Origin of the sequence: Mesorhizobium sp. KR2-14 (assembly GCF_040049255.1) — a bacterium.
In the GTDB taxonomy this organism is placed as follows: domain Bacteria; phylum Pseudomonadota; class Alphaproteobacteria; order Rhizobiales; family Rhizobiaceae; genus Pseudaminobacter.
In genome coordinates, this window is sequence record NZ_JBDZDR010000002.1 from 671,920 (window position 1) to 688,502 (window position 16,583).

The 16,583-nt window shown below is 62.2% G+C and carries 13 protein-coding genes and 1 tRNA gene; 6 read left to right on the plus strand and 8 right to left on the minus strand.

Features of this window, described 5'->3' with window-relative positions:
* Positions 1-7 precede the first annotated feature (7 nt).
* Both ABLE86_RS07725 and ABLE86_RS07730 read right to left on the minus strand, forming a co-directional pair.
* Positions 8-3,085 carry an efflux RND transporter permease subunit gene (locus ABLE86_RS07725; protein ID WP_348778337.1) on the minus strand — a complete coding sequence of 1,026 codons (3,078 nt, stop codon included), beginning with the start codon at positions 3,083-3,085 and terminating at the stop codon, positions 8-10.
* On the minus strand, positions 3,082-4,260 hold the full coding sequence (locus ABLE86_RS07730; RefSeq protein ID WP_348778338.1) for an efflux RND transporter periplasmic adaptor subunit: 1,179 nt from the start codon (positions 4,258-4,260) through the stop codon (positions 3,082-3,084). Before ABLE86_RS07730 ends, ABLE86_RS07725 begins: the two co-directional genes overlap by 4 nt.
* Before the next feature lie 149 nt (positions 4,261-4,409).
* Here ABLE86_RS07730 and ABLE86_RS07735 point away from each other — a divergent pair, with 149 nt between their 5' ends.
* The gene (locus ABLE86_RS07735) at positions 4,410-4,958 is read left to right on the plus strand and encodes a TetR/AcrR family transcriptional regulator (protein ID WP_348778339.1); all 549 of its coding nucleotides are present in this window, start codon (positions 4,410-4,412) and stop codon (positions 4,956-4,958) included.
* 83 nt (positions 4,959-5,041) lie between these two features.
* On the opposite strand, the gene ABLE86_RS07740 is transcribed toward ABLE86_RS07735, so the two are convergent.
* Both ABLE86_RS07740 and ABLE86_RS07745 read right to left on the minus strand, forming a co-directional pair.
* Positions 5,042-5,254: a hypothetical protein gene (locus ABLE86_RS07740; protein WP_348778340.1), complete on the minus strand. Its 213-nt coding sequence runs from the start codon at positions 5,252-5,254 to the stop codon at positions 5,042-5,044.
* Between the two features lie 318 nt (positions 5,255-5,572).
* Positions 5,573-5,663: transfer RNA gene (locus tag ABLE86_RS07745), tRNA-Ser, on the minus strand.
* Between the two features lie 472 nt (positions 5,664-6,135).
* Here ABLE86_RS07745 and ABLE86_RS07750 point away from each other — a divergent pair.
* On the plus strand, positions 6,136-7,398 hold the full coding sequence (locus ABLE86_RS07750; RefSeq protein WP_348778341.1) for a porin: 1,263 nt from the start codon (positions 6,136-6,138) through the stop codon (positions 7,396-7,398).
* A 90-nt stretch (positions 7,399-7,488) separates the two neighbouring features.
* Here ABLE86_RS07750 and ABLE86_RS07755 read toward each other — a convergent pair whose 3' ends face one another.
* Both ABLE86_RS07755 and ABLE86_RS07760 read right to left on the minus strand, forming a co-directional pair.
* Positions 7,489-8,376 carry an alpha/beta hydrolase gene (locus tag ABLE86_RS07755; protein WP_348778342.1) on the minus strand — a complete coding sequence of 296 codons (888 nt, stop codon included), beginning with the start codon at positions 8,374-8,376 and terminating at the stop codon, positions 7,489-7,491.
* 225 nt (positions 8,377-8,601) lie between these two features.
* The gene (locus ABLE86_RS07760; RefSeq protein WP_348778343.1) at positions 8,602-10,563 is read right to left on the minus strand and encodes a lytic transglycosylase domain-containing protein; all 1,962 of its coding nucleotides are present in this window, start codon (positions 10,561-10,563) and stop codon (positions 8,602-8,604) included.
* Between the two features lie 283 nt (positions 10,564-10,846).
* Here ABLE86_RS07760 and dapA point away from each other — a divergent pair, with 283 nt between their 5' ends.
* Together dapA and smpB are read left to right on the plus strand one after the other, a co-directional pair.
* Positions 10,847-11,728 (plus strand): 4-hydroxy-tetrahydrodipicolinate synthase, encoded by an 882-nt coding sequence (gene dapA / locus ABLE86_RS07765; protein ID WP_348778344.1) that lies wholly within the window; start codon positions 10,847-10,849, stop codon positions 11,726-11,728.
* A gap of 24 nt (positions 11,729-11,752) precedes the next feature.
* Entirely contained in the window at positions 11,753-12,229 is a 477-nt protein-coding gene (gene smpB / locus ABLE86_RS07770; protein ID WP_348778345.1) for an SsrA-binding protein SmpB, read from the plus strand.
* Between the two features lie 59 nt (positions 12,230-12,288).
* Here the strand turns inward: smpB and ABLE86_RS07775 are convergent, their stop codons facing one another.
* Both ABLE86_RS07775 and ABLE86_RS07780 read right to left on the minus strand, forming a co-directional pair.
* A complete protein-coding gene (locus ABLE86_RS07775; RefSeq protein ID WP_348778346.1) occupies positions 12,289-12,939 on the minus strand; it encodes a uracil-DNA glycosylase in 651 nt (216 codons plus the stop codon).
* Positions 12,939-13,526, minus strand: coding sequence for an NYN domain-containing protein (locus ABLE86_RS07780; RefSeq protein ID WP_348778347.1), 588 nt, complete (start codon positions 13,524-13,526; stop codon positions 12,939-12,941). The genes ABLE86_RS07775 and ABLE86_RS07780 overlap by 1 nt, the downstream gene beginning before the upstream one ends.
* Positions 13,527-13,825: 299 nt before the next feature.
* Here ABLE86_RS07780 and rpoZ point away from each other — a divergent pair, with 299 nt between their 5' ends.
* Both rpoZ and ABLE86_RS07790 read left to right on the plus strand, forming a co-directional pair.
* A complete protein-coding gene (gene rpoZ / locus ABLE86_RS07785; protein WP_348778348.1) occupies positions 13,826-14,227 on the plus strand; it encodes a DNA-directed RNA polymerase subunit omega in 402 nt (133 codons plus the stop codon).
* A gap of 112 nt (positions 14,228-14,339) precedes the next feature.
* Positions 14,340-16,568 carry a bifunctional (p)ppGpp synthetase/guanosine-3',5'-bis(diphosphate) 3'-pyrophosphohydrolase gene (locus tag ABLE86_RS07790; protein WP_348778349.1) on the plus strand — a complete coding sequence of 743 codons (2,229 nt, stop codon included), beginning with the start codon at positions 14,340-14,342 and terminating at the stop codon, positions 16,566-16,568.
* The last annotated feature ends 15 nt before the right edge of the window (positions 16,569-16,583 follow it).

Sequence of the window (16,583 nt, forward strand, 5' to 3'; positions counted from 1 at the left end):
GTAAGCGTCACTGCGCAGCAACTTCCGCCGCGGGCCCGGCTTCGCCGGCGTCCTTGCGCGCGAAATCCTTGCGGGAAATCAGCGTGTAGAACATCGGCACCACGAACAGGGTGAACAGCGTTCCCACCAGTACGCCCGAAAAGATCACCAGACCCATCGAATGGCGCGCAGCGGCGCCAGCGCCTGCCGCCTTGATCAGCGGCACCACGCCAAGCGCCATGGCGGCGGTGGTCATCAGGATCGGCCGCAGGCGGACCTTGGCCGACGCCACGATCGCCTCCATACGAGAAAGGCCATGCTCCTCGCGCTGCTGGTTGGCGAATTCGACCAGCAGGATGCCATGCTTGGTGATGAGGCCGATCAGCGTGATCAGGCCCACCTGCGTGTAGATGTTCAGCGTACCGAGCCCAAGGTTGAGGGGCACGAGGGCGCCGAAGATCGAAAGCGGCACCGACATCATGATGATCAGCGGATCGCGGAAGCTCTCGAACTGCGCCGCAAGCACCAGATAGATCACCACGATGGCGAGGGCGAAGGCGATCAGGATCGTATTGCCCTGTTCCTTCTCCAGCCGCGACTGGCCGGAATAGTCGACGAAGAAGCCTGAAGGCAGCAGCGGCTTGGCTATTTCTTCGATCGTAGCCAGGCCGTCGCCGGTGGTCACGCCCGGCAGGGGCAGGGCCGAGATCGTGGCCGAGTTCAGCTGGTTGAACTGCTCGATCGAGGCCGGCGAGGCATTGGTGCTGATGTTCACCACTGCCGACAGCGGCACCATTTCGCCTGTCATGCTGCGGACGAAGAACTGACCGAGCTTTTCCGGATTGCCGCGGAAGGTATCCGGCACCTGGGTGATGATGTCGTAGCTGTTGGCGTCGCGATCGAATTGCGCGATGGCGCCGCCGCCGACCAGCAGACCGAGCGTCGTTCCGATATCCCGGATGGGAATATTGAGCGCCGCCGCGCGATCGCGGTCGATGGTAATCGTCACCTGCGGGGCGTCGAAGGAGAGCGAGTTCTGCACGATGATGAATCGCCCTGAAGCCGTCGCCTTCTGCTTGATCGCCTCGGCCACTTCGAACACCTGGCTCGGGTCGCCGGTCGACTGGATGACCAGCGAGATCGGCAGGCCGCCGCCCGCGCCGGGCAGAGATGGCGGCGCGAAAACCAGCGCCTGGGCACCGGCCACCTTCTTCAGCCGGTTCTGGATGTCCTGCTGGATTTCCTTCTGCGAGCGCGTGCGATCGGCCCAGTCATTGAATGCCCAGACCGAGAAGCCGCTGTTCGTCTCGCCGCCGAGGCCGACGATGGAGAAGTTGGCGCGCAGTTCGGGCAGATCCGCCGTCAGGTCGCGAATCTGGTCGGCATAGAGGCTGGTGTATTTGGTCGTGGCGTAGCGCGGCGCCTGGATGAGCGAGAACAGAGCGCCGGAATCCTCCTCGGGCGCCAGCTCGCTCGAGGTCTTGACGAACATGAAGCCGGTCACCGCCACCAGCGCCACGACGACCAGCATCGTCACCGGGCGGTATTTCAGCGAACCGGAGACCAGCCGCTCATAGCGATTGGCAATGCTGTCGAAGGTCCGGTCCACCAGGCTCTGGAAACGGCCATGGCCGGGCTTCAGCAGCCGGGCAGACATCATGGGGGTAATGGTGACGGCGACGAAGCCCGAAATGATGACCGCGCCTGCCAGCGTAACGGCGAATTCCCTGAACAGCGAACCGGTCAGGCCGCCGGTAAAGGCGAGCGGTGCGAACACGGCGGCAAGCGTGATCGTCATGGCCACCACCGGCGCGAAGATTTCGCGCATGCCCTTGAACGCCGCCTGCATCGGCGACATGCCTTCTTCCATATGCCGGTGGATGTTCTCCACCACCACAATAGCGTCATCGACCACCAGGCCGATGGCTAGAACCATCGCCAGCAGCGAAAGCAGGTTGATCGAATAGCCCATCGTCAGAAGGATGAAGCAGACACCGATCAGCGACAGCGGAATGGTGACCACCGGCATCACCACCGAGCGGAACGAGCCGAGGAACAGCAGGATGACCACGATCACGATGGCTACCGCCTCGGCAATGGTCTTGAAGACTTCGGAGATCGAAGCGCTGATCGTCTCGGTGGAATCGTAGACGAGATTGATCGTCATGCCGTCCGGCAGGCTGCTCTGGATGGCAGGCAGTTCCTTGATGACGGCCGAGGCAGTGTCGAGCGGATTGGCCGACGGGGTGGGGAACACGCCGATGAAGGTGCCCGGATTGCCGTTGAAATTCACCACCGTGTCGGTGCTTTGGGCGGCGAGTTCGACCTTGGCGACATCGCGCAGCCGCACGACATTCCCCTTGTCGGACCGCAGCGGCAGCGCGCCGAACGCCTCGGGGTTCTGCAGCGTGGAGCGCAGCGTGATGGAATGGGCGACATATTCGTTCTTGGTCTTGCCGGGGGCGGCAAGGAAGTTGGACGAATTGATCGCGTTCAGCACTTCCGCCGCGGTCAGGCCCCGGGCGGCGAGCCGGATCGGGTCGATCCAGACGCGCATCGAATAGTTCGCTGCGCCCAGCACCTGCACTTCGGCCACGCCCTGGATGGTGGAAACGCGCGGGCGGATGACGCGCTCGATATACTCGGTCAGCTCCTCCGACGTCATGTTCGGATTCTGCATCGCCAGATACATGATTGCGAACTGCTGGCCAGTGCCCTTGACGATGGTCGGGTCCTTGGCGTCGCTCGGCAGCTTGCCCTTGACCTGCTGCACCTTGGACATGACCTCGGTCAGCGCCACGTCGGGATCGGAGCCGAGCTTCATCTGCACAGTCACGATGCTGGCCGAAGGCCGGCTCTGCGACGTGACATAGTCGATGTTCTCGGTCGTGGAGACCGCAGAGGAAATCGGCGCGGTGATGAAGCCCTGGATCAGGTCCGGGCTCGCGCCCGGATAGGCCGTGGTGATGGTGATCACCGTTTCATCGACCTTCGGATACTGCCGCACCGAAAGATTGAAGATGCCCTGGAAGCCGAGAAGCAGGATCAGCAGGGCAACGACCGTCGACAGGACCGGCCGACGGATGAAGATGTCGGAAAAGCTCATTTCTTTGCCTGCTCCGGCTGGGTCGGAAGGGCAGGGTTGACGGTGTTGTCGATGGCCACCGGCGCGCCGTTGGAAAGCCGGTTCTGGCCTGCCGTCACCACCTGATCGCCGGCGGCAACTCCTTGCAGGATTTCAACAAGCCCGTCGGAGCGGCGTCCCGTCTTCACGAAAACCTGTCGTGCGACGAGCTTCGGCTCGGGCTGCTCGGAGGCCTTGGCCTCGTCCACGACGCCCGCGCCGCCAGAATTCGCCGCTGCCTGCGGCTCTTCCGGGCGGATCACGAAGACATAGTCTCCGTAAAGGCTTGTCACCACGGAGGTCTGCGCCAGCGCGACCACGTTCTTCTCCTCAGGCAGGATCACGCGCGCCTGGACGAACTGGCCCGGGCTGAGCTTTCCGCCGGAATTGGCCACTTCGGCCCGAACCGCCACGAGGCGCGAAACCGGGTCCACCTTCGGCTCGACGCCGATGATGGTTCCTTCGAACGGCATATCCTCGGACGAGACGCCGAAGCGGACATGGCCGCCGATCTTCAGCAATCCAATCTGCTGTTCGGGAATCGAGAAATCGACATACATCGTCTCCAGGTCCTGAAGGGTGGCCACGATGGTGCCGGGGGCGAGATACTGGCCCAGATCGACCCTGGGAATGCCGACGGTGCCGTTGAAGGGGGCCCGAAGCTGTTTCTGGTCCACCAGGGCCTGAAGCTTCGCCACCTGCGAGGCAGAGGCATCGGCGGCCGCGCGAGCGGAATCGACCGTCACATCCGAACCCACGCCGCGCTTCTGCAGCACAGCGGCGCGTTCCAGGGTCGTCTTGTCGAGCGCGGCCTGCGTCTTGGCCGCGGCAAGATCCGCCTGCTGAACGGCGTCATCGAGCTGGATAAGCACGGCGCCGGCCTTCACCTGCTCGTTGGCGGTGAAACGGATTTCCTTGACCAGCCCGGCGGTCTCGACGGTCAGGTCGACACCCCTTGATGCGCTGACCGTGCCGATGGCCTCGATACCGGGCGTCCAGGTAACCGGTTCGACCTCTTGCGACGACACGGTGAGCGTCGCCACCGGCATGTTGGCGAAAAACTGCTTGATGGCGTTGTCGCGGAACAGGTTGAAACCGACGATCCCGCCGCAAACGAGCACAAGGAGAACAAAGGCAATAAGGAAGCGCTTTATCATAGCGTCACCGACATCGAAAAACTGGGTTGAGCTGGCTCAGGCACACGTCTTCATCCCCACGCTGCCTTCCGGAAAAAGCAGTGGTTGAAAACTTGGTGGCATTTACTGTACCGTCTGGACGGTAATGTCAATGTGTTTCGGAGATTCCAATGGCGGCTGAGAAGGTGACATCCCGGCAGAGAATCCTAGCGGCGGCCGCACAAGTGGCGCGGGACGTCGGGCCGGCCCACCTCTCTCTTGATGCCGTCGCGCAGCGTGCCGCGGTCTCGAAAGGCGGTCTTCTCTATCACTTCCCCAGCAAGGCCAAGCTGCTGGAGGCACTGGTGGAGCAGCATCTGAGCGAGTTCGACGCGGCCCTGAACAGGAAGGAGGAGCAGCAACAGGGTTGTCCCAACAGCCTGATCTCGTCCTACCTAAAAATGTTTGTCACCGAACTCGAGCAGTCCCAGCCGCCCGCTTCGGGTGTTTTGGCGGCGATGGCGGAGAGCCCCGAGTTCCTGGCCCCCGTCAGGCGCTTCAACCGAAAGCTTCTCGACCGCCTCGAAGCGAACTCCAGCAACGAAGCCAAGGCGCTTATCGTCTATCTCGCGCTCGAAGGCATGCGGAGCCTGCGGCTTTTCGAGGTGGACGTCCTTACGCCGGAAGAACGGGAATCGGTTCTCAGCTCGCTCGCCGCTATGGTGGAAGCGACGGCCTGATGGCCCGGCCTTAGGCAGGGCGACGGATGGGCCGGGCAGCTTGAGTCGCGAGTCGCTTCGCCCGGGCTATCCGGCGCGCCTGGCTATGCCGCGCTTGTCCGCTTCTGCAGCTTGGCGTTCTCGTTAAGCCGTCGCCAGGCGTCGTTCATCACATCGCGCGCGGCTTTTGCCTCGGTCTCGGTCATCCCCGCCAGGAGATGATCGCCGAACATCGCCGGTTCGTCGTTGATGAGGTCCCATACGGTCCAGGTGTCCGAGGGATCGAGAATAAGGTCGTAGCGGTCTGTCGTGTCCATGCCGCCATTGGGCAGCGATTCCTTTATCCAAGTCTCAATATGCACAGGGGCATTTGACTCAAATGCGATCTACCTGCGCCGAGGCGCACGCAGTTCCAGGGCGCATGGCCTTGTCGTCCGTGATTCTTGGTCGATGACGTGCCGCGGAGCCAGGAAAGGAAATGCAGCGGCTGAGGCGACATCAGTCCGATTCGGCGAGGGTGCAGCAATCTTCCTGCTGGCTTGGGCAGGCATGGCGCACGCAAAGCGCGACTTCGGGCGAGTCGCTCAGTGGGTCGGAAGGAAAGCCGGGGAACCGCGATCGCTGGTAATGAGCGCTGGCGGAGAGGATGGGATTCGAACCCACGAGAAGCTTTTGACCTCTACTCCCTTAGCAGGGGAGCGCCTTCGACCACTCGGCCACCTCTCCGGCGCTTCGCTGGATAATGAAAAGGGCGCCCACAAGCAATAAGCATAAAAGCCGAATGGCGAAAAAAGCGCACGAAATCCCGAAAAACTTGCCCTCGTGCCTTTAGAAAGGCGCGGGCGCACCCCGGCAAGCACCGCCGGACGGAGAAAAGTCGAATCGTTTCCCCCGCCGCGCCGCGATTCCTGGGCTCGACAAGAGGGTGGCGGGCGCGGCGGTAGTGCAAAGGTTAACGACTTATTATGGTGCTTCGGCAAAGCGTGTCATTTGTGCCACATGACTATTGGATAGCGCGCCGACAGCCACACCGAACGTACGATCCTGGTTGAACGGCGCCGCGCCGTGAGTAATCTCAGGATCGAGGAAGGGGCGAGCGATCGTGTCTTTTTCAATATTGGGGATGGGGCAGGGAAACGCTGTCCTTCAGCAAAAAATACCCATACCCGTTTATTAACTTTTGACTGGAGGTCAGAAAATGAACATCAAGAGCCTTCTTCTCGGCTCCGCTGCGGCCCTCGTCGCAGTTTCCGGTGCTCGCGCGGCCGACGCTGTCGTCGTCGCTGAGCCCGAGCCGATGGAATACGTCCGCATTTGCGACGTCTACGGCGCCGGCTTCTACTACATCCCGGGCACCGAGACCTGCCTGCGCGTCGGCGGCTACGTCCGCTACGACATCGGCGTTGGCAAGGTTTCGGGCCTGACCAACGTCCTCGACAAGCGCGATCTCGCTGAAGCTCTGGCTGAGCGCCGGGCCGATTACGATGCCGCCTACGCGGACTATCTCGAAGACGGCGGCCTCGAAGACACCGCTGCCAACCGTGCAGACTTTGCCGATGCGAACCCGTTGCCGGCGCTGCGCGGGCTCAAGACCAACAACACCTACTACAAGCGCGCCCGCGCTGCCATGCAGCTCGACGCCCGTTCGGAAACCGAACTCGGCACCCTGCGCGGCTACATGCACATCAACTACAACTACGACACGGTTGTTGTTAATGCCGTGGACGAAGCCAACGACCGAGTGGTTGGCCGCCTGACCGACACGGCCGACCGCTTCGCCATCAATCACGCCTTCATCGAGCTCGGCGGCTTCCGCGTCGGCAAGACCGACTCGCTGTTCTCGACCATCACCGGCTACGCCGGCGGTGTGATCCAGGACGACCTGGTTTCGTACGGCCCGTTCGGCACGCACCAGATCGCCTATACCTACACCGGCGGCAACGGCTTCTCGGCCACGGTTGGTGTTGAAGAGGGCAACGGCGTCGACTTCACCATCGACTCCTACGCTCCGCACGTGGTGGCTGGCGCTGGCTGGACCCAGGGCTGGGGCGGCGTCTCGGGCGTTGTCGGTTACGACTCGGTCTGGAACGAGTGGGCTGGCAAGCTCCGCCTCGACGTCAACGCCACCGAGCAGCTCTCGCTCTTCGCGATGGCCGGCTACGGCAGCGAGAAGAACGCTCCCGTCAGCTTCTACAAGCAGTGGAGCGGCAAGTGGGCCGTCTGGGGCGGCGGCACCTACAGGTTCAACGAGAAGGCCTCGGTCAACCTGCAGGGTTCGTGGGCTCAGGGCAAGGGCAAGTTTGAATCGCCGCGCCAGGCCGCTGTGGTCGCCAACGTCGCCTACGAGCTCGTTCCGGGCTTCGTCATCACCCCGGAAGTGGCCTGGACCCAGGAGCGCGCAGTCAACGGCGATCGCGAATCCCAGTGGGGCGGCTTCCTGCGCTTCCAGCGTTCGTTCTAATCGGCTTATCAGCTGATTTGAGAGACCCGGCGGGCAACCGCCGGGTCTTTTTTATTTGCCGCTTGTGCGGCGAGAAGCATCCGGCGCGAGTCAGCCCGCCGTGCCGTCTGCGCGATCCAGAAACTCCGCGATCCGGTTGGGCAACTCGCCGGTTTCCAGCAGCGGGGCGTGGCCCTGGCCGGAAACGGTTAGCGCTTCGAGCCTCGGATGGCGCTGCTCCATCTCCTGCAAGGTTTGCGCCGAAAGCAACGTCGAGTGTTCGCCGCGAATGGCCAGTACGGGTACCGGATAAAGCCCCTGAAACTGCGGCCACATGGTAGGCAAGGGGACGCTGAGGTCCAGTTGGGACAGCGTTTTCAGAAGTGCCGGGTCGAAGTCGGGCACCGGAACGCCGCCCCGGTCGCGGTAAAGCGCAGCCACGAATCGTCTCCAATCCCTGCCGCTCAGGGCCGGAAACGCCTTGCCATGAAGAGACCGTTGCATGGCGAGCGCTTCGTCGAAGCTTCTCGGCTTGGGTGCGGTTTCCAGATAGGCGCGGATGCGCGCAAACCCGGCCGCTTCCACGACCGGCCCGATGTCGTTCAACACCACGGCCCGCAGCACGGCCGGTCGCATTGCCGCCAGAAGATGAATGATCAGCCCGCCGCGCGAGGTGCCGATGAATGCACCGTGCTCAACTTCGAGCGCAGTGAGGCCCGCGAGAATGTCGTCGGCCTCGACGTTCAGATTGTAGTTCCGCCAGTTCTTGTCATAGGCGGATCGGCCGCGACCGCGGTAGTCGAATGCCGCTACCTTGCGCGCGTTGGCGCGGGATAGATGAAGCGAAAGTTCGTGAAAATCCCTTGCGTTGCGGGTGAGGCCGGGCAGGCAGATGACCGGCGTTTTGCCAGTATTCGCTGCGCCATAGACGCGGGCGTGAAGGCGAAGACCATCCGGAGCAGAATAGAAGAAATCCGAAAACTCTGCATTGTCGGCCATTCAGGCTCCTGTGGTCAGGTGGCAAGAACGCTTGTTATTTGACATTGCGGCGGGCGGCTACGCCCTGCACTTGCAAGAACCCTAGATCATCGACGGGAGGAAAGCGAAGCCGATTCTCAGAGCGTGCGGCCGTACAAGGGCCGGTGGCCTGGCCAACGGTGAGCGCAGCGCCGATGCTGGGGAGGAGGCAGCGGCCTTGATAGACCATTTGCCTTGGCGGCTAGACTAGCGACCGGCCGTCAGATCGCCGACGATGTCGAACTGCCCCGAAAAGCGCATCTTGTAGACCTGGAAATTCTCCATCACGCGCTGGACATAGCTGCGCGTTTCCGAAAACGGAATCCGCTCGATCCAGTCCACCACCGTGTCCACGTCCTTGCCGCGTGGGTCGCCAAAGCGGTTGATCCACTCCTGGGCGCGGCGCGGCCCGGCGTTGTAGCCAGCGATAGTCAGCACGTATGAGCCGTCGAAGCGGCTCAGTTGCTCGCCCAGGAAGGTCGCGCCAAGCGAGGCATTGTACCCCGCGTCTGTTGTCAGCCGAGCCGCCGAGAACGGAAGCCCTGCCTTTTTCGCCGCTTCCTTGGCGGTTGCCGGCAACAGTTGCAGTAAGCCGCGCGCGCCGACGCCGGATACGGCCGAAACCTTGAATTCGCTTTCCTGCCTTGCGATGGCATAGGCCAGCGCCTCGCCTGCGCCGGAAACATTGGCGGTGGCCGGAATTGCGCCGATGGGGTGCGAAAGCGCGCCGATCTCGATGCCGCGAGATGCGGCGATCTTGCCGACCTTCAGCGCCAGGAAGTGGTTGTTGCGTTGCTCCGCCGTGAGCGCAAGCAGTGCGAGTTCGCCCGGGCTTGTCAGTTGCGCGGCGAGGTCCTGGGAGAGTGTGTCGGCCAGGCTTCCATATCCGGCTTCTTCCAGGCGCTTGATGGCCTGCACGGCCTCGCGCTGATCGAAGTCGCGTCGGTCCGCTTCCGTCGGCATCGGAGTGCCGACTTCGACGGTGCTGCGCCCGATCCGCTCGGCGGCGAGCTGTCCATAGAAGGTTGTGCCGAATTTCGCCGCGCGCTCGAAATAGGCCCTTGCATCGCCAGGGCCTCCTGCCTCGGCCGCACGCCCGAGCCAGTAGTAAGCGCGTGCCCGCGAAATCGCGCCTTCGGCAAGAATGGCGATGCGCGAGAAGTGCTCTGCCGCCTTCCCGGCGTCTTCAAGTCCCCGCAGCGCATACCAGCCGGCGTGGAATTCCGCGTCGACGGCGTTGGAAGGAGTTTCCGCGGAATACGCGGCCACAATCCTGTACGCCGTCTGCACATCGCCTCTGTTCATCAGTTCGCGCGAGAGTGCGCGCCGCTCGATCCACCACGCATCCGCATCGGCCAACGCCCCGCGGTTGGTCGGTGCCTGCAGCATCACGGCTGCTGCCTCTTCGATCTTGTTGCCTTTGCGCAGGTATTTCGCGCGCGCAAAGAAATAGCCGGCGGAGCGCTGCTCCGCCGGCACGGCGTCGAGCAATTTGCCGGCATTGCCGTCGTTCTTGATCACCGCACTCCAGGCGGCAGCCAGGGCTTCGGCGCCTGCGAGCTTCGCAACGCTGAGGGCGGAAGCCACTCGGTCGGCGTAAAGCATGCGTTCCATGCGAAAGCGATGATCCGTGGCGGGGATCAGCGCCCCGAACTCTTTCAGGATCGCGGCCTCCTCCTGCGGAGACAATTTCGCGGTCCGCCAGAACGGCAGCAGCACCGCTCGCGCGGTCTCGGGGTTTCCCAGAGCAACCTGCGCGCGCGCCAGGATGATGATGCCTTCCATCGTTTGCGGAGCCTTCCCGTGGAAGGTGGCGACGACCTCGGCGGGGGCCGGATTCTCACGCAGCAGCGCCCGTTCGGCGTTGCGCCGCAAGGCGTCGGTTGCCGGCCAGTCGCTCAAGGCCCTGGCCGTGGCCGAGATTTCCGCGCTGGGCACAAGGGCGCCGCCGCGCAGCGCTATCGCCCAGGACAAGATGTGGCGATCGAGCGAGTCTTGCGGAAGGGCGTCCCGCAGCGAGCGCGCACGCGCAATATCCCGTGCCGAAAGAGCATCGAGGCCCGTCTTCAGCGGGGAGATGTCGTCCAGCTTTGCCGGCCGGGGGAGGAGCATCTCGCCCGGCCTGTTCACGATGGCGGATGTCGTCTGCGCGTCCACGCTCTCGCCCATCGCGGTGGGGGGCGCGAACGCGACTAGTGCTCCGAGTAGTGCGAACCGAAAATGCCCTATGCCAAGCATCTCTTGCCAAAAAATCCTGTGCAGCGTGGCTTTCCAAAAGCCTGTTTTCCCCTCTCCGAAAAAGTCTGACGCCGGGCACTGCCCTATCTGGACCAGTTGGTTCTTTGCCGCGTCACCGTGTCAAGACTATGGTGCGCGGCTTAGTTTTCGGATAGAAAGCCGCGACATCAAGAAGGGACTGCCCAACCGCAAGGTTGCAGAGAGAGTTGACCACATGCTCAGAGGCTCGATGACCGCGCTCGTGACACCATTCCAAGCGAATGGCGGTTTCGACGAAAAAGCCTTCCGAGCTTTTGTCGAGTGGCAGATAGAAGAGGGCACCAAGGGCCTCGTTCCGGTCGGCACGACCGGAGAATCGCCGACGCTGTCGCATGAAGAGCATCGGGACGTCGTCCGGACCTGCGTCGAGGTCGCCAACGGGCGCGTTCCCGTCATCGCCGGGGCCGGATCCAACAACACTGCCGAGGCGGTCGGTCTGGTCGAGCACGCCGAAAAGGTCGGGGCCGATGCGGTTCTGGTCGTGACGCCGTACTACAACAAGCCGACGCAGCGCGGCCTTTACGAGCACTTTGCCACGGTCGCCCGGTCCACGAAGCTGCCGATCATCATCTATAACATTCCGCCGCGCTCGGTGATCGACATGACCCCGGAGACGATGGGCCGCCTGGCGCACGACTTCCCCAACATTGTCGGCGTGAAGGATGCCACCGGCAAGGTCGAGCGCGTTTCCGAGCAGCGGCTTGCCTGCGGCAAGGACTTCATCCAGCTCTCGGGCGAAGACGCCTCGGCGCTCGGATTCAACGCGCATGGCGGTGTCGGCTGCATCTCGGTCACCTCGAACGTCGCTCCCCGGCTGTGCGCCGAATTCCAGGAAGCGACCCTCAACGGCGACAAGGAGCGCGCGCTGGAGCTTCAGGACCGTTTGATGCCGCTGCACAAGGCTATCTTCCTCGAGCCCGGCGTTTCCGGCGCCAAATATGCGCTTTCGCGCCTCGGCAAGGTTGCAAATGTTCTCCGCTCGCCGCTCATGACCATCGAGGGCTCCACGGCCGAGCGCATCGACGCGGCGATGAAGCACGCCGGCCTGATCAATTGATGCGGGTTCCCGCACTGCGAAGCCATGAACGCTAAGAGAGCCGATCCAAACAGCAAGGTTGTCGCCGAAAATCGCAAGGCCCGGTTTTCCTACGAGGTCGTCGACACGATCGAGACCGGCCTCGTGCTGACGGGAACGGAAGTGAAGTCGCTGCGGCAAGGCCAGGCGAACATCCAGGAGTCCTATGCTTCGGCCGAGGATGGCGAGATCTGGCTGATCAATTCCTACGTGCCCGAATATCTGCAGGGCAACCGCTTCAACCATGAGCCGCGGCGCCGCCGCAAGCTTCTGGTCAGCAAGCGCGAGATGGCGCGTCTGTCCCAGGCTGTCGAGCGTGAAGGCATGACCATGGTGCCGTTGAAGATCTACTTCAACGACAAGGGACGTGCGAAGCTGCTTCTGGCCATAGCCCGCGGAAAGAAGCTTCACGACAAGCGCGAGACCGAAAAGCAGCGCGACTGGAACCGCGAGAAGGGGCGTCTTCTCAAGGAGCGGGGGTAGGCCCGTCCCTTGTCTTCGGGGCGTCGGATTGGACCTGCCGATCTGCAGCCGGCTGGCTTCTATTTGTCCAGAAAGGCTGCTATCTCACGGAAAACGCTGACGAACATCTCTTCGGTCAGTCGGCCGGTATTGGTGTTGTAGCGCGAGCAGTGATAGCTGGAAAAGACGGTCACGTCGCCGATCTGCTGGCGCCCGCCATGGCTGAACGGGTGTTCCGCCACGCGTCCGCCCAAAGCCCGAACGGTGGACTGGTGGGCAATGGTTCCCAGCGTCAGAATGGCTTCCAGGTTTCGGAAGCGACCAAGATTCAGGCTCAGGAATTTCCGGCAAGTATTGATCTCGACGCCGATCGGCTTGTTTTCCGGCGGCACGCATTTCACGGCGTTCGTAATGGCCGTCGAAATCAATTCCAGGCTGTCGTCGGGCCGCGCTTCGAACCTGCCTCGGGCCAGGCCGAAGCGGATCAGCGTGTCGTAGAGCAGGTCGCCCGCATAGTCGCCGGTGAAGGGGCGGCCGGTCCTGTTGGCGCCGCGCAGTCCCGGCGCCAGGCCGACAATCAGCAAGCGCACCCCGTCTTCGCCTTCTAGCGGCAGGAATGTCGGTACAGGCGCGTTGAACCATTCGGGTTCGCGCTGGCGCCAGAGGGTGAGAAAATCGTGCAGGCGAGGGCAGAGCGCGCAGTCGCGCGAAGGCTCAACGTTTTCTGGCATCAATAGTCTTCGCTGTCCGCATCGGCATCCGCAGATTCGGCCTTGCGCGCCGGCCGCTCGGACGGGTCGCGGCCAACCTCGCCCTTCAGGGTCATGAGGTCAATAAAATGGTCGGCCTGGCGGCGCAGGTCGTCGGAGATCATCGGGGGCTGGGAGGCCATGGTGGAAACCACGCTAACCTTCTTGCCGCGCCGCTGCAACGCCTCCACCAGCGTGCGGAAGTCGCCGTCTCCCGAGAAGATCACGTAATGATCCAGCACATCGGAGAGCTCAAGCGCGTCGACGGTAAGCTCAATATCCATGTTGCCTTTGATCTTTCGGCGCCCGCTGGAGTCCGTGAATTCTTTGGCAGGCTTGGTTACGACTTTGAAGCCATTATAATCGAGCCAGTCGATAAGTGGACGTATTGAGGAGTATTCCTGGTCTTCAACAAGAGCGGTGTAATAGTAGGCGCGCAGAAGATATCCGCGCTTTTGAAAGCTCGACAGTAGCTTGCGATAATCTATGTCAAAACCAAGCGCGCGCGACGTCGCGTAGAGATTGGCGCCGTCTATAAAAAGAGCAATTTTTTCGCGCGGGTCAAACATGTGAAGTATCCTTTGGAGCAATAGGAAATTTCGTTAAAACGCACACTCCGTCGGCGAGTTGCCTTGTAAAAAAATTTTTATAATTTCATCATGTCCGAAAATATCGCTCGCCTCGGCGCATTCCAAGGGGTTTGTGACGATATGCAAGAAAAAGTGAACTTCCTTTTCCGCTGTAGGCGGGGCAAGTAGCCCGGAGACCGTCTGCCGTGGAAATCAAGCTTTAAGCTTGTTTTTTGCGGCTGTTCGGGTTATGGACCGCGCCTGTTTTCCATTGAATTCGCGTATGAAAGGGGCAATCCATGGCCCGTGTAACCGTTGAAGATTGTATCGACAAGGTCGAGAACCGCTTCGAACTGGTTCTTCTGGCTGGTCACCGCGCCCGGCTGATTTCCCAGGGCGCTGCGATCACCGTCCCGCGCGACAACGACAAGAATCCGGTCGTGGCGTTGCGCGAGATTGCCGATGAGACTCTGTCGCCGGGCGACCTGAAGGAAGATCTGATCCACTCGCTGCAGAAGCATGTCGAGGTCGACGAGCCGGAAGCCGAGGGTCACGCGCTGGTGGACCAGAGCGAGATGGCCGCCGTTTCGACCGAAGAGGAGCGCGAGGAAGAGAACATCGCCTTCGATCGCATGAGCGAGGAAGACCTGCTGGCCGGCATCGAAGGCCTGGTGGCGCCCGAGAAGAGCGACGATTTCTAACCTTTCGAAGGTGTGCCGGTACTTTCCTGCCGGCAGTTTCGTGGTTATTTATGGCATGCGCCAGGTCGGACGATCTGGCGCATGATTCTTATCCGTATGTGAGATCGTGCCCATGATGCGTCAGTATGAGCTTGTCGAGCGCGTCCAGCGCTACAAGCCTGACGTGAACGAGGCACTGCTGAACAAGGCCTATGTTTATGCGATGCAGAAACATGGCCATCAGAAGCGCGCCTCCGGCGACCCGTATTTCTCACACCCGCTCGAAGTTGCGGCTATCCTTACGGACATGCGCATGGACGAGGCCACCATCGCGGTGGCGCTGCTGCATGACACGATCGAGGACACCAGCGCTACCCGGCAGGAGATCGACGAATTCTTCGGAGCTGACCTGGGCAAGCTGGTGGAGGGCCTGACCAAGCTCAAGAAGCTCGACCTCGTCTCGAAGAAGGCCGAACAGGCGGAAAACCTGCGCAAGCTGTTGCTGGCGATTTCGGAAGACGTGCGTGTCCTGCTCGTCAAGCTCGCCGATCGCCTCCACAACATGCGCACGCTCGACCACATGCCGGAGAACAAGCGGCTCCGCATCGCCGAGGAGACGATGGACATCTATGCGCCGCTGGCCGGGCGCATGGGCATGCAAGGCATGCGCGAGGAGCTGGAAGACCTGGCCTTTCGCTACATCAATCCGGAAGCCTACCGCACGGTGACGGCGCGGGTGGACGATGTTTCGAGCCGCAACAAGGGCGTTATCGCCGAGATCGAAAGGTCGTTGTCGGCTCTGTTCGAGAAGTATGCGATCACGGCGACGGTTACGAGCCGGCAGAAGAAGCCCTGGTCCGTTTTTCGGAAGATGGAAGCCAAGGCGCTTTCTTTCGAGCAGCTTTCCGACATCTTCGGGTTCCGGGTCATCGTCGACAGCGTCGAGGATTGCTATCGCGCGCTCGGCGCCATTCATACCACCTGGTCGATGGTGCCGGGCCGGTTCAAGGACTACATCTCCACGCCGAAGCAGAACGACTACCGCTCCATTCACACCACCATCGTGGGCCCTTCGCGCCAGCGCATCGAACTGCAGATTCGCACCCGTGAAATGAACGAGGTTGCCGAATACGGCGTCGCAGCTCATGCGCTCTACAAGGACACTGGCGGCAAGACCAACGCCAGCAACACGATCTCCAAGGAAACCAACGCCTATGCCTGGCTGCGTCGCACCATCGAGCAGCTTGCCGAGGGCGACAATCCCGAGGAGTTCCTGGAAAACACCAAGCTGGAGCTGTTCCAGGACCAGGTGTTCTGCTTCACGCCAAAGGGCATGCTGATCGCTCTGCCGCGCAAGGCCACGCCCATCGACTTTGCCTATGCCGTCCACACCGATGTCGGCGACACCTGCGTCGGCGCCAAGATCAACGGCCGTATCATGCCGCTGATGACCGAGCTGAAGAATGGCGACGAGGTCGAGATCATCCGTTCCAAGGCGCAGGTGCCACCCGCGGCCTGGGAATCGGTGGTGGTGACGGGCAAGGCCCGCTCCGCCATTCGTCGCGCCACCAAGAACGCGATCCGGAAGCAGTATTCCGGCCTTGGCGTGCGCATTCTGGAACGAGCCTTCGAGCGGGCGGGAAAAACCTTCACGAAGGACAGCCTGAAGCCGGTGCTGCATCGGCTTGCGCGCAAGGACGTCGAGGATGTCGTCGCTTCCGTGGGCCGGGGTGAGCTGTCTTCGACCGACGTGATGAAGGCGGTGTTCCCTGATTACAAGGACGAGCGGGTGACGCAGGCGCCAAAGCCGCGCGAAGAAGGCTGGTCGAAGATCCGCAATGCCGCCGGCATGCTGTTCCAGATCCCCGGGCGAGCAGGGACCCGCAAGGATGGCCGCCCGAGCAAGGCGGGAGGAGCAGTCCCCATACGCGGCGTGCGCAGCGACCTGCCCGTGCGCTTCGCGCCGGAGGGCGCAGTTCCCGGCGACCGCATCGTCGGCATCATGCAACCCGGTTCCGGCATAACCATTTATCCCATCCAGTCGCCGTCGCTGACCGCCTTCGACGACCAGCCGGAGCGCTGGATCGACGTGCGTTGGGACATCGACGAGGAAACCAAGGAGCGCTTTCCCGCCCGCATTTCCGTGGTGGCCATCAACGCCCCGGGCTCGCTTGCAGAAATCGCCCAGGTGATTGCGGAGAACGACGCCAATATCCACACACTGTCGATGGTGCGCACGGCGCCTGACTTCACGGAAATGCTGGTCGACCTCGAGGTCTGGGACCTGAAGCATCTGAACCGGCTGCTTTCGCAGCTTAAGGAAAATTCAAGCGTCAGCGATGCCAAGCGCGTCAACGGCTGACCATTTCTATGACGG

Excerpts from the sequence above, each read along its gene's own strand:
- ABLE86_RS07725 (WP_348778337.1), bottom strand. The coding sequence starts at position 3,085 with ATGAGCTTTTCCGACATCTTCATCCGTCGGCCGGTCCTGTCGACGGTC.
- ABLE86_RS07730 (WP_348778338.1), bottom strand. The coding sequence starts at position 4,260 with ATGATAAAGCGCTTCCTTATTGCCTTTGTTCTCCTTGTGCTCGTTTGC.
- ABLE86_RS07735 (WP_348778339.1), top strand. The coding sequence starts at position 4,410 with ATGGCGGCTGAGAAGGTGACATCCCGGCAGAGAATCCTAGCGGCGGCC.
- ABLE86_RS07740 (WP_348778340.1), bottom strand. The coding sequence starts at position 5,254 with ATGGACACGACAGACCGCTACGACCTTATTCTCGATCCCTCGGACACC.
- ABLE86_RS07750 (WP_348778341.1), top strand. The coding sequence starts at position 6,136 with ATGAACATCAAGAGCCTTCTTCTCGGCTCCGCTGCGGCCCTCGTCGCA.
- ABLE86_RS07755 (WP_348778342.1), bottom strand. The coding sequence starts at position 8,376 with ATGGCCGACAATGCAGAGTTTTCGGATTTCTTCTATTCTGCTCCGGAT.
- ABLE86_RS07760 (WP_348778343.1), bottom strand. The coding sequence starts at position 10,563 with ATGGGCGAGAGCGTGGACGCGCAGACGACATCCGCCATCGTGAACAGG.
- dapA (WP_348778344.1), top strand. The coding sequence starts at position 10,847 with ATGCTCAGAGGCTCGATGACCGCGCTCGTGACACCATTCCAAGCGAAT.
- smpB (WP_348778345.1), top strand. The coding sequence starts at position 11,753 with ATGAACGCTAAGAGAGCCGATCCAAACAGCAAGGTTGTCGCCGAAAAT.
- ABLE86_RS07775 (WP_348778346.1), bottom strand. The coding sequence starts at position 12,939 with ATGCCAGAAAACGTTGAGCCTTCGCGCGACTGCGCGCTCTGCCCTCGC.
- ABLE86_RS07780 (WP_348778347.1), bottom strand. The coding sequence starts at position 13,526 with ATGTTTGACCCGCGCGAAAAAATTGCTCTTTTTATAGACGGCGCCAAT.
- rpoZ (WP_348778348.1), top strand. The coding sequence starts at position 13,826 with ATGGCCCGTGTAACCGTTGAAGATTGTATCGACAAGGTCGAGAACCGC.
- ABLE86_RS07790 (WP_348778349.1), top strand. The coding sequence starts at position 14,340 with ATGATGCGTCAGTATGAGCTTGTCGAGCGCGTCCAGCGCTACAAGCCT.